Genomic DNA, 12,545 nt, shown 5'->3' on the forward strand with positions numbered 1-12,545 from the left:
GACCCATCCATGCGTATCGCGCATGCATGCGTGGCACGCATGCGCACGCTGTCAGTGAGTCCCGCGACGTCACCCGGGCCGGCTTGCGCCGGCATCGCACCGGGTTTCGACTTTGACCAGGGCGCTGCAATTCGAGGAGAAAACGATGGAACGCGTAGAGTTGTTCGACGCGTCGCGTGGGCATGGCGCGACGTCTGGGCGCCTACCCATCTATGACGGACTGCCAGCGGATATCGAGGCGTCCCGGCTGACGGCCTTTACCGCCGCGCTTGAAAAAGAAACCGGCAAAAGCTTCGCGGACTACGCGGCGCTTCACGACTTCTCGGTTCGCGAATTTCGAACCTTCTGGCAATTCCTGCTGCGCTCGTCCGAAGGCCTGGAATGGAGCGGCGACGCCGAGCCCGTTTGCGTCGGCGACGCGTCCGAGCGCGCCACGTTCTTCCCGAACGTCAAACTGAATTTCGCCGACACCTTGCTCAATCTCGCAGTCGCGCCCGCCGATGCGCCCGCGTTGACCGCCTGTCACGCCGACGGCCACAAGGTGCGCATGACACGCGGCGAATTGCGCGAGCGTGTGATGCGTCTCGCCGATGCGCTGACGGCGCTCGGCCTGCGCGAGGGCGACCGCGTGGTCGCGGTGATGCGCAACGACTCCAGCGCGATCGTCACGGCGCTGGCCGTTACGGCGCTCGGCGCAACGCTATCGACGGCTGCGCCCGAAATGGGCGTCGAAGCGATGATCGACCGGTTCGTGCCGCTGACGCCACGCCTGCTGTTCGCGCATACCAAAGCACGCGCGTTCGATACCGGCACGTCGGTGGCGAACAACGTCGCGGCGCTCGCCGCCGCACTGCCGACGCTCGAAGGCATCGTCAATCTCGACGACGGCGAATTGCCTGCGACGCTCGCGCCGACCATCCATACGCTCGACGGCCTGACTGCTACTGGCGACGCGCAGCGATTCCGCTTTCCGCATCTGCCGTTCAATCATCCGCTCGTCGTGATGTTTTCGTCGGGTACGACCGGCAAGCCGAAATGCATCGTGCACGGCGCGGGCGGCACGCTGCTGGAGCATCTGAAAGAACATCGGTTGCATAGCAATCTCGGACCCGGCGACACGCTGTATTTCCACACCAGTTGTGCATGGATGATGTGGAACTGGGCCGTGTCCGCGCTCGCATCCGGCGTCGAAGTGGTGACCTACGATGGCCCGATCTCCAGCGTCGATACGCTATGGCGGCTGGTCGCGGACGTGCGCGTGACGGTGTTCGGCACGAGTCCCGCCTATCTGAAGATGTGCGCCGATTCCGGCATCGAGCCGGGCAAGCAGTTCGACCTCAGCGCATTGCGCGCGATGATGTCGAGTGGTGCGGTATTGCACGACGTGCAGTTCGAATGGGTGCACGACCACGTGAAGCCGGTGCCGTTGCAATCCATTTCCGGCGGCACCGATATTCTCGGCTGCTTCGTGCTCGGCAATCCGAATATGCCTGTTTTTGCGGGCGAAGCGCAGTGCAAGAGCCTCGCGCTCGATGTGCAGGCGTGGGACGAAGGCAAGCGCATCGACGGCGTCGGGCAACTGGTCTGCGTGAATCCGTTCCCGTCGCGGCCGCTCGGTTTTCATGGCGATGCCGAAGGCAAAGCGTTTCACAACGCTTACTTCGCTGCCAATCCGGGTGTGTGGACCCACGGCGATCTGATCGAATTTCCGCGCGAAGGATCGGCGCGACTGCATGGTCGCTTCGACGGCGTGCTGAACGTGCGCGGCATCAATGTCGGTCCCGGCGAAATCTATCGTGTGCTGAACGACATCCCCGAAATCCGTGAAGCGATGGCGGTCGAGCAACGCATGCGCGATACGCATGCGAGCACCGGACCGTCGAGCGCACCCGGCAATCGCATCGTGCTGCTGGTCGTATTGCGAGACGGCGCGACGCTGAACGGTGCGTTGACGGCGCGCATTCGCCGCGATCTGGCGCGTCGCGCGTCGCCGGCTCATGTGCCCGACCGGATCGTCGCCGTCGATGCGATTCCGTACACGCATAATGGCAAGCCGTCCGAAGCCGCCGCACGCAATGCCGTCAACGGCTTGCCGGTCGGCAATCAGGCAGCGCTGCGCAATCCGGAATGTCTCGACGCGATTCGCCGTCATCCGTCCTTTCATGTGTCGTCGCGCGACATGCCGCCGGTCGGCACGACGCGTGAAGAACTGGAAGCGCATTTGCAGGCGCAATGGGAAAAACTGTTCGATTTCGCGCCGATCGGCCGTGACGACAACTTCTTCGATCTTGGCGGACATTCGCTGCTCGCCGCGCAACTCGTCGCCGATTTGCGCGTGTCCACCGGATGCGCGATCCCACTTGCGACGATGATGGTCGCGCCAACCATCAGGAAGCTCGCGGACGTGATCGAGGAACGCGATTCGGCATCGGCCGCGCCGACCTTGATGCTGGTGCGCGCCGGAACCGGCACGCCGTTGTTCGTTGCGCACAGTGTCAGCGGTTCGGTGATGGAAGTGCTCGGCCTGATTCGCGCATTGCGCAGTCCGCGGCCGGTGTATGGCCTGCAGGCGCGCGGCCTCGACGGCGAGCAGGAAATCCAGCGGCGCGTCGAAGAGATGGCGGCCAGCTATGTCGAGCAGATGCGTACCGTGCAACCGTCCGGGCCGTATGCGATTGCCGGCTACTCGTTCGGCGGGCTGATCGCATTCGAGATCGCGCAGCAGTTGCGGCAGGCGGGCGAGCAGATCGAATTGCTGTTCATGCTCGATACATACGTCGAGGAAGAACTGCTGCCGCTGCCCGCGCGGATGCGCCATCGCTGGGGTATCGTCAACAAGCAATGGCGCAAGCTGCGCAGCGTATCGGCGAAGGAACTGCCGTCGCTGGTGCGACGCGCGATGGTCAGCGCCAGCGACCGCGCGCGGATGCGTGCGGGCGTGCCGGTGTTGCGTCCGGACGAATTCACGGCGACGCTGCCGCCGGTGTTGCGGCGTGTGCGCGAGACGATGGGCGCGGCGATGGCGAATTACAAGCCGCGTCCGTACGATGCGAGCCCGATCGTCTACGTGCGCGCGAGAACGCCGATGCAGGAACGCGGCGATCCGTTGTTGCTATGGCGGCGTATTGCGCGCGCTGGCCTGAAGATTGCCGAGATCTCCGGCGATCATGCCGACATGATCGGCGAGCCGACCGTGCAACTCGTGGCGGCCGTGCTCGACGAAGGGCTCGGCGAGCGACTCGACGAAAAGCGGGCGGCATAGCGGCGCAGGCGTCGTCCGGCTTGCGCGAGCGCGGCTCGCGGTATCCTGTGTCGTTCCAGCCGGGTCGCGATGCGGAACATGCCTGTTTTCAGGCATCGTTTCCGCATCCGGTCCGTGACGACCCAGGAGAGACGCATGTCCAACCATCAACCGAACGCTATTCCTGAAGCGGTGTTGCGCGAACTTGCGCCGCATGGCGCGTTACGCGCCGCGATCAATCTCGGCAACAGCGTGCTCGCGCAACGCCAGCCGAACGAAGAGAAACTGACCGGCGTATCCGTCGATCTCGCCGACGCGCTTGGCCGTCAACTCGGCGTGCCGGTCGAGCACGTGATCTTCGATGCAGCGGGCAAGGTGTTCGAGGCGCTTGCGGAACATCGCTGGGACGTAGCCTTTCTCGCTATCGATCCCACTCGTGGCGAACAGATTGCGTTCACGCCGCCGTACGTGCTGATCGAAGGTGCGTATCTGGTCCGCGCCGACGATAACCGCTTTCAGTGCAGCGCGGATCTCGACCGGCACGGCGTGCGGATCAGCGTCGGAAACGCGAGTGCGTATGCATTGTTTCTCGGTCGCACGCTCGAACATGCCAGCCTCGAATCTCATCTGACCGGACACGATGCGTTTACCGCATTCCTGCAAAGCGATCTCGATGCGACGGCCGGCATTCGTCAGGTCGTCGAAGCGTATGCCGCGAACAATCCGGAATTGCGCGTGATCGACGATAGCTTCATGACGATCCGTCAGGCTATCGGCGTGCCGAAAGCGCATTCGGCGGCCCTCGCATTTGTGACCGGTTTTATCGCCGCGCAGAAAACGCAGGGACGTATCGCGGATTCGCTCGAACGCAGCGGTCAGTCGGCGGCGAAAGTCGCGCCTTGAGGGTTGACGCCGTTGCCGCGAATCAGCGTTTCGATGGTGCGCTCGAGGCAATCGACAAAATACTCGGCCGGCCGCGTCAATTGCGCAGCGGGCGGCGACAGCAGATAAAGCGGCAGCGACGGCGGCTGGACCGCCAGCGCGAGCGGCACGAACGACAAGCCGTGCGGTGTCGCTTCGAGCGAGTGGCGCGTCCAGTTGAAGATGGCGTCGGTGTTCATCGTCAGACTGTAGAACAGCGCATACGACGTGCAGCGCGTGATTCGTCGTGGCGTCGGCAAACCAAGCCGTTCATGCATCGCGCGGATATACGACGGGTAGTTATCGGTGACGTCCGTGTGAATCCACTCCGCCTCCTGGAGCGCTTCGAGCGTATCCGCGTTCGCATAGGCGCCGTTCGCGCGCGTCACGAACAGCGTGTCGAACGAAACGATTTCCTTGATCGTGCCGGAGTCGGCGGGCGGTTTGCCGAACGCCGCGAATGCCAGATCGAGCGTGCGATTGCGTAGTTGCTCGTTCAACTGATTGAAGCCCAACTCGCGAAACTCGACCTTCACCAGCGGCCAGCGCTTGCGGAATTCGTCGAACGCTTCGGCCATGCCTGCCGTACCCGCAATCGGCGTGATGCCGATGATCAGGCTGCCTTCACGCAGTCCCTTCAGATGCGCCATATCTTCTTCGGCGCGCTCCATTTCCCGCACGACGGTGCGAGCCCGGTTCAGCAGCGCTGCGCCTTCCGGCGTCGGCACCACACCCCATTGATTCCTTTCGAGCAGCCGCACGCCGAACTCGGATTCGAGTTCCTGGACCGCCTTGGTGATGGCCGGTTGCGTGACGTGCAATGCCTTCGCCGCACCATTGATGCTGCCCGACGACGCAATGGCGACTAGCGCGCGCAGTTGATGAATTTTCATGATGCGGAATATATCACCAGTGGTTATGCGCATCAAAATTCATGCTTTTTTGTTTTTAAGCACGATCGTCACAATTTGTTCCGACAGAGGCTGAAACGACAGCCGGACACAACGGAGCAGAGCATGACGCAGGATTTGACACAACTGGTCGCGGAGATCCGCGAGTCCGAGGCACAGTTCATTGCGATCCGCCGCGATATCCACGCGCATCCGGAACTCGGGTTCACGGAAACCCGCACGGCCGCCCTGGTCGCGAGCAGGCTAAAAGAATGGGGCTACGACGTCACCGAGGGTGTCGGCGGTACGGGCGTGGTCGGGCAACTGAAACGCGGCACATCGAGCCGGACCATCGGCTTGCGCGCGGACATGGATGCTTTGCCGATTCAGGAAACCACCGGTTTGCCTTATGCGAGCACAGTCGAGCAGACCATGCACGCATGCGGCCACGACGGCCACACTGCAATTCTGCTGGCAGCCGCGTACCAGATCGCGACGCGCGGCGAATTCGACGGCACGTTGAACCTGATTTTTCAACCCGCCGAAGAAGGACTCGGCGGCGCGACGCGGATGATCGAAGACGGACTGTTCACGCGTTTTCCGTGCGACCAGGTGTTTGCGCTGCATAACGCGCCGGGTCTGCCGGTCGGGTATTTCGCGTTGCGCCACGGATGTTCGATGGCGTCGTCCGATACGGTGACGATCACCGTGACCGGCAAGGGCGCGCATGGCGCGATGCCGCAACAGGGCTGCGATCCTGTCGTGGCGGCCGCGAGCATCGTGATGGCGCTGCAAACGATCGTCGCGCGTAACGTGGATCCGGCCAACGCCGCCGTCGTCACCGTGGGTGCGATCAACGCGGGCACGGCCGCCAACGTGATCCCCGAAACCGCGACGCTGAAGCTGTCGGTGCGTGCACTCAACTTCGAAACCCGCGACACGCTCGAATCGAGAATCCGCAGCATTGCGCAATTGCAGGCGCAGAGCTACGGCGCGCGCGCGGACATCGATTACCGGCAGATTTCGCGTCCGCTGATCAACGACCGCAATGCCACCGATCTCTCCATCTCCGTGATCGAAGCGCTGGTCGGCCCACAGCGGCTGATGATGATGCCCGACGCCGTGATGGGCAGCGAGGACTTCTCGTGGATGACCGAGAAGGTGCCCGGTTGCTACGTGATGCTCGGCAACGGCGTCGAGTCGCAAGGCGGCTGCGCGGTCCATAACCCGGCCTACGACTTCAACGACGCCGCATTGAGCTGGGGCGCGGCGTATTTCGTCGCGCTGACGCAGCGCTATCTGACGGCGGCGTAACGCTGCCCGCCGGGCGGCAGATTCCTCATCGATCAGGCCACTTTCGCTTCGCATGACGTAGACGCATGCGAACTGGACACGCATGCGCTGTACGCATGCGTCGTCAGCAGTTTCGGCTTTGCCGACCTCGACCGTCGTGTCGATTGTTTTGCCACGGGTTTTTTACATTAGAGCGATCAGGAAGACCAATGAAGAAGAGCATTGCAATGAGCGCGGCACTGTTGACGTTCGGAGCCGGTTCGGCCTACGCCACGCCTTATCAGGCAGAACTGCTGTCGGCGGTGCCGGAGTACAACATGCGTTCGGGCGTTGCGCTGTATGGCTCGGTCGATATGGGGATCAACTATCAGAGCGTCGGCGGCACGTCGCGCTGGCAGACTCAAAGCGGCGGCGAGTGGACATCGAAGTTCGGTTTCTTCGGCCGTGAAGATCTCGGCGGCGGACTGAAAGCCGAATTCAACCTCGAAAGCGGCTTTCTCGCCAACAGCGGCGCGGTGCAGGAAACGACTTCGTTTTTTAACCGCGAGGCATGGGTCGGACTGAATTCCGATCAGTACGGGCGCGTGCGTTTCGGCAAGCAGATCGGCACGGGCTTGCCGCTGTTCGTCGATGTATTCGGCACGGTCGGTACCAATTCGGTCGCGACCTGGCTTGGCGCCGCGGTCGTGCAAACGGCGAAGGGCATCGGCTATAACAGCGACCTCGGCGCGGGCGCAACGCAACTGGCGGCGCGTGTGAACAACGCCGTTACGTATCAGTCGCCGAGCTTTGCGGGTGTGAGCACTGAGTTGATGTACGCACCGAGCAACGTCGCAGGCCAATCGCCGACGGCCGCGGCGCAGGGCGCGCTGCTGCAGTGGTACAACGGCACGACTTACGTGGCAGGCAGCTTCAACCAGGTCTGGGGCGCGAACGGCACGAGCACCGTGCGCAACGATCTGTACGGACTGGGCGTGGTCTACGACAGCGGCAAGATCGTGCTGTCCGGCGCTTTCACGCAGGCCGCGCCGAACCTCGCGCAAGACGGCATTGCGCGCGTCTATACGTTGGGTGCGATCTGGCCGGTTGGACACAATGCATTCCGTGCATCGGTGGTGTATCGCGATACATCGGGCGTGCGTGACAGCACCGGAAAGATTGCGAAAGATTCTGCACTCGGCGTGATGCTGGGTTACGACTACACGTTGTCCAGACGTACGGGTCTCTACGCGCGCGCCGGCTTTATCCGCAACTACGGTATTTCGACCGTGATGCTGAACAGCAATCCGCTGCCGACGCAGACCGGCAGCACGGCACCCGAAACCGGCACGACGCCGCTGACGATGTCGATCGGCATGTATCACAACTTCTGATTTAAACGCTCACCCGAAGGTCTCCATGAACGCAATTCATCACGTCGCCGTCGCGTCTCGCGACGGTGCAGCCGAACGCCGGACGACGCGCCGCACAGTCGTCGCCGCGGCGTTGGGCAACGGCCTCGAGTTTTTCGATTTCACCGTGTACAGCTTTTTCGCGGTGGTGATCGGCAAGCTGTTCTTCCCGGTCGGCACCGATCTGGGCGCGCTGATGATGTCGCTGGCCACGTTCGGCGTCGGCTTCGTGGTGCGTCCGTTGGGCAGCGTGCTGATCGGCGCGTATGCGGATCGGGTGGGCCGCAAGCAGGCACTGGTCATGACCGTCGTGATGATGGCGCTTGGCACCGGCATCATCGGACTCGCACCGACCTACGACATGATCGGCATCGCCGCACCGGCGTTGATCGTGATCGGGCGACTGTTGCAGGGCTTTGCCGCGGGCGGTGAAGTGGGCGCGGCGACGACCTTGCTGATGGAGTCCGGGAGTGCCGGGCGACGCGGCTCGCTGGTGAGCTGGCAGATGGCGAGTCAGGGCGGCGCGGCGCTGGCCGGCGCGCTGGTCGCCGCGACAGTGTCGCGGACCCTTTCGCACGATGCGTTGCTGGCGTGGGGTTGGCGCGTGCCGTTCATCATGGGATTGCTGATCGGTCCGGTGGGGTTTTATCTGCGTCGTCATCTGGACGAAACCTTGCCGCACGCGGGTGAGCAATCGAATGCGTCCGCAAGCATTTCCGTCGCTAAGGTCGACCGGCGCATTTCGGCGCGTCAGGTCGTGGCGGGCACGATGCTGGTGATCGGCGGCACATCGACGATGTACACGATGGTGTTTTTCCTGCCGTCGTTTTTGACCTTGACGCTTGGCATGCCGTCGGCGGTGTCGTTAGTGGCGGGATGTATCGCGGGCCTAGTGTTACTGATCGGCTCGCCATTCGCGGGGAAGCTGGCTGACCGGATGCGTCATCGCAAGACCTTGCTGTATATCGTGTCGGCGATTTCGCTGACGCTGTTGTTGCCGGCGTTCTACGCGATCCAGCATTGGCCTTCTATTGTGACTGTCGTGGTGGCGGTGAGTGCTTTGACCGGATTGATGACGGTGTCTAGTCCCGCGGGTTTCGTGTTGATTCTGGAGTCATTGCGACCGGAAGTTCGCGCGACGTCGCTAGGCATTATTTATTCGTTAGGCGTGACGTTGTTTGGCGGCTTTGCGCAGTTGATCGTTAGCGGGTTGTATCGCGCGACGGGTAGTTTCTATGCACCAGCGTGGTACGTGCTGGCGTGTGGTGTTGTGAGTCTGGCCGGAATCGTGATGTATCGAGAGGCGCCCGTTGCCGATTGAGTTGTGCAGAGCGATGTGACATTCGTGAGTCAGCTGGCCGGTTTTCGGTCAGCTTTACTGCATTCAATGCGTAGAAGACAACGGTTTGTTGCGGTTTTACCTAATTAAATTGTCATAGGATTGCAGTACACTGACGTTGGGCTTTCTTTTCGTTAGCGGAGTGGAGCATGTTGGTCGCGTTCTTGATCGTGTGTCCTATCGGAATCGGGATGTTGTTTGGCTTTGCGCGTAGGGTGAATCCGGTGACGGGGCAAGTGAACTAAGGGTTTGGGGTTTTTGTTTTTCTTAGTGGTTTGTTGTGGGGTTTTGCTTTAGGGCTTGAGTTGTTTTGTGGTGGGTTGGTTTAACGTTTGCGAGTTTGGGTTTGCTGGTTTTTTTGGTTTTTGCTTCGTCAGCGCGGGTTGGCATGTGGCTGGCTTCTTGTTGTTCCCGGCGGTTCTTTTTCTGTTGTCTGTTTTTGTTCTTTAGTGGTTGTTATTTTTTGTAATGGCTTTGGGGTGGAGGTTTTTGGCTCTGCTGTGCTTGGTCTGTTTGGCTTGGTTGTCCCGGTTTCACGCTGGTCCGCCTGGATCGTCCCTGTGCGGGACCGCACCTACTTTTCTTTGCTCGCGCAAAGAAAAGTAGGCAAAAGAAAGCGCGTTTACACCGCCACTCCGTAGCGAGTGGCGTTTATTCATTATCGGGTAGTGGACCGCGCACGATTTGAGTTGCCGCACCGTTTGCCTTGGTGACAAATGGTATGGACGCCTCCCCCTCGCGAGGGCTGCTGATCGAATGGTCGGGGCGCGACCAGGAAGGTGGGTTCTCGCAACCGACGGCCTCAGATGTGCCAGAGTGGAAGTTGGGCAACGTACCACTTGAGGAAGGAGAACCCAAATGAAGCTTACTCCGGTTGGTGTCGATATTGCGAAGCAGGTGTTCCAGGTCCACTGGGTTGATCCGCAAACAGGCGAGGTCGTCAGCCGAGAGATCCGACGCGCCACGTTTCTGTCGCACTTTGCAAATCGCGCGCCGTGCCTGATCGGCATGGAAGCGTGTGGCGGTTCCCAGCACTGGGCGCGTCATCTGGAGCAGATGGGTCATCAGGTGAAGTTGATGCCGGGCCAGGCGGTCAAGGCGTTTGTGAGCGGTAACAAGAGCGACGTGGCTGATGCACGGGCAATCTGGACCGCGGTACAGCAGTCGGGCGTGAGGTCCGTGACGGTCAAGACTGAATCGCAGCAGGCCGTGCTGGCATTGCACCGGATGCGCCAGCAACTGATCAGGTTTCGCACGATGCAGATCAATGGATTGCGTGGGCTGCTGACGGAATACGGTGAAGTGATGGCGGTAGGCCGCGCCGCGCTGAACCGGGCGATGGCTGATGTGCTGGCGCGCCTGGAGGCGCGTTTGCCCACGATGCTGGTGGACACGCTGCGTGAGCAGTGGCAGCGGCTTGACGTTCTCGATGAGCAGATTGCGCGAATCGAACGCCGGCTCTCGGACTGGATGAAGGAAGAGCGTGCCCGTCGACAGATCGCCGACATTCCCGGCGTCGGGCTGCTGACAGCGACCGCTGCTGTGGCGACGATGGGCGACCCCAAAGCGTTTCATTCAGGACGTGAGTTTGCGGCCTGGCTGGGTCTGGTGCCCAGACAGACCGGCACCGGTGGCAGGATCAGACTGCATGGGATCAGCAAACGCGGTGATGTGTATCTGCGCACACTGCTGATCCACGGTGCACGATCGGTGCTCGCGCGCGTGAAAGAGCCAGGCCCGTGGATCGAGCAGTTGGGCCGGCGGCGCCCGCATAACGTGGTAATCGTTGCGTTGGCCAACAAGATGGCCCGAACGATTTGGGCGCTGCTGGCGCACGGGCGTACGTACGAGAAAGGCTATGTGAGTACGCGAGCGGCGTAAGCGCTGCAATGACTGAATAAACCGGTTTTGCAGGAGATGGGGATGTCAAAGGTTGCGCAAGGTAATTGAGTGTGATGGCACACGGGTCAGACCGGGACTCACCAAACCTGAACTGCCTTGCGGGCTAACGGCGCCCGTGTGTCAAGTGAGGCGTGAGCCAGCGGAAGTTCCATCGAGACCAGCCGGGTTCGACCTGCAGCAAGGCCGGATATAAAGCCGCAGCCTTCCTGTCTACCAGCACGCACGAAATCCTTGGCAAACCGGGAGGCGTCCATATAAAGGCGGTCATTCGTTCCGACTGTTCGGCTCCCGCGACAGCCGTTGGGCTCAGCCCCGTCTTTATCTCTTGGCGCCATTCGCGCGCTTCACTCCGTTTGTCACAATACCCATTTTTTCTGGCATGCGCCGGTCTGGTCGCGCGCGCGAAAACTGAGCCTGTAAGCGATTTTGTGTCTGCGAGTCATATGATTGCCCGTAACGGGCCAAGGAGAGTCATATGGCAACGCGCAAGACGAGGAGCCGGTTCGATCCGGCGGTGCTGGACGAACTGCTCAAGGGGCAGGATCCGCAGACGGTCCTGCGTTCGCGAGCCTGCTCGGCGAACTCAAGAAGGCGCTGGCCGAGCGCATGCTCAACGCCGAGATGGACGTGCATCTGGACCAGCCGCTCGAGCACGACGCGGGCAACCACCGCAACGGATCGAGCGCGAAGACCGTGCTCAGCGAGGACGGCCCGCTGGAGCTGGCGATTCCCCGCGATCGCCACGGCCGCTTTGATCCGGCGCTCATCGGCAAATACCAGCGCCGCTTTCCCGGCTTCGACCAGAAGATCATCGCGCTGTACGCGCGCGGCATGAGTACGCGCGATATCCAGGCCCACGTGGCCGAACTCTACGGCACAGGAGATCTCGCCCGAGCTGGTGTCGGCGGTCACCGACGCGGTGCTCGACGAGGTCCGGGCACGAGCAAGGTGCACCCCGCTCGATCCGGTGTATGCGCTGGTCTATTACGATGCGCTGCGCGTGAAGATCCGCGATGAGGGGCTGGTGCGCAACAAGGCCGTGTATCTGGCCATCGGCGTGAACTGTGAGGGCTACCGCGACGTGCTGGGCATCTGGATCGAGCACACCGAGGGCGCCCGGTTCTGGCTCAGGGTGATGAGCGAGCTGGGAGCGCGCGGTACGCGCGACATCCTGATCGCGGTGGTCGACGGGCTCAAGGGGTTTCCGGAGGCGATCGTGTCGGTGTTCCCGCAGACGGTGGTACGGTACTTTCATCGTGCACCTGCTGCGCAACTCGATGCAGTTCCAGCCACTGGAAGGAGCGCGCCGCGCTGGCCGCCGCGCTCAGGCCGGTCTACACCGCAACGGGCGCCGAGGCGGCCGAACAGGAACTGGCGCGCTTCGAGGCCGGCGAATTGGGCCAGCGCTACCGGGCGATCGTGCCGATGTGGCGGCGGCAGTGGGAAGAGGTCGTGCCGTTCTTTGCGTTCACCGCGCCGGTGCGCACGCTGGATCTACACGACCAACGCGATCGAGAGCCTGCACAGCCAGGTGCGCAAATCGATCCGCAACAAGGAGCAATACGTGG

The 12,545-nt window shown here is 62.0% G+C and carries 7 protein-coding genes and 1 pseudogene; 7 read left to right on the forward strand and 1 reads right to left on the reverse strand.

Annotated features, from left to right (window positions below):
• Nucleotides 1–145 precede the first annotated feature (145 nt).
• Both PW947_RS17860 and PW947_RS17865 read left to right on the forward strand, forming a co-directional pair.
• The gene (locus PW947_RS17860; protein ID WP_299633670.1) at nucleotides 146–3,262 is read left to right on the forward strand and encodes an acetoacetate--CoA ligase; all 3,117 of its coding nucleotides are present in this window, start codon (nucleotides 146–148) and stop codon (nucleotides 3,260–3,262) included.
• Between the two features lie 135 nt (nucleotides 3,263–3,397).
• Complete coding sequence (locus tag PW947_RS17865) at nucleotides 3,398–4,144, forward strand: transporter substrate-binding domain-containing protein (RefSeq protein ID WP_299633671.1); 747 nt, start codon at nucleotides 3,398–3,400, stop codon at nucleotides 4,142–4,144.
• Here the strand turns inward: PW947_RS17865 and PW947_RS17870 are convergent.
• Complete coding sequence (locus PW947_RS17870) at nucleotides 4,117–5,055, reverse strand: LysR family transcriptional regulator (protein ID WP_299633672.1); 939 nt, start codon at nucleotides 5,053–5,055, stop codon at nucleotides 4,117–4,119. The two genes, PW947_RS17865 and PW947_RS17870, sit on opposite strands and share 28 nt — an antisense overlap.
• A 123-nt stretch (nucleotides 5,056–5,178) precedes the next feature.
• On the opposite strand from PW947_RS17870, the gene PW947_RS17875 reads away from it, so the two are divergent.
• The 5 genes and pseudogenes from PW947_RS17875 to PW947_RS17895 form a co-directional block, all read left to right on the forward strand.
• A complete protein-coding gene (locus PW947_RS17875; protein ID WP_299633673.1) occupies nucleotides 5,179–6,366 on the forward strand; it encodes a M20 aminoacylase family protein in 1,188 nt (395 codons plus the stop codon).
• Between the two features lie 188 nt (nucleotides 6,367–6,554).
• Nucleotides 6,555–7,718, forward strand: coding sequence for a porin (locus tag PW947_RS17880; RefSeq protein ID WP_299633674.1), 1,164 nt, complete (start codon nucleotides 6,555–6,557; stop codon nucleotides 7,716–7,718).
• 25 nt (nucleotides 7,719–7,743) lie between these two features.
• On the forward strand, nucleotides 7,744–9,057 hold the full coding sequence (locus tag PW947_RS17885; RefSeq protein ID WP_299633675.1) for an MFS transporter: 1,314 nt from the start codon (nucleotides 7,744–7,746) through the stop codon (nucleotides 9,055–9,057).
• Between the two features lie 876 nt (nucleotides 9,058–9,933).
• A complete protein-coding gene (locus PW947_RS17890) occupies nucleotides 9,934–10,956 on the forward strand; it encodes an IS110 family transposase (protein WP_299633676.1) in 1,023 nt (340 codons plus the stop codon).
• 496 nt (nucleotides 10,957–11,452) lie between these two features.
• Nucleotides 11,453–12,545: pseudogene (locus PW947_RS17895) on the forward strand (IS256 family transposase); the annotation flags it as partial.

It is taken from the genome of Paraburkholderia sp. (assembly GCF_028283785.1).
GTDB lineage: Bacteria > Pseudomonadota > Gammaproteobacteria > Burkholderiales > Burkholderiaceae > Paraburkholderia.

Excerpts from the sequence above, each read along its gene's own strand:
- PW947_RS17885 (WP_299633675.1), top strand. The coding sequence starts at position 7,744 with ATGAACGCAATTCATCACGTCGCCGTCGCGTCTCGCGACGGTGCAGCC.
- PW947_RS17865 (WP_299633671.1), top strand. The coding sequence starts at position 3,398 with ATGTCCAACCATCAACCGAACGCTATTCCTGAAGCGGTGTTGCGCGAA.
- PW947_RS17870 (WP_299633672.1), bottom strand. The coding sequence starts at position 5,055 with ATGAAAATTCATCAACTGCGCGCGCTAGTCGCCATTGCGTCGTCGGGC.
- PW947_RS17880 (WP_299633674.1), top strand. The coding sequence starts at position 6,555 with ATGAAGAAGAGCATTGCAATGAGCGCGGCACTGTTGACGTTCGGAGCC.
- PW947_RS17890 (WP_299633676.1), top strand. The coding sequence starts at position 9,934 with ATGAAGCTTACTCCGGTTGGTGTCGATATTGCGAAGCAGGTGTTCCAG.
- PW947_RS17875 (WP_299633673.1), top strand. The coding sequence starts at position 5,179 with ATGACGCAGGATTTGACACAACTGGTCGCGGAGATCCGCGAGTCCGAG.
- PW947_RS17860 (WP_299633670.1), top strand. The coding sequence starts at position 146 with ATGGAACGCGTAGAGTTGTTCGACGCGTCGCGTGGGCATGGCGCGACG.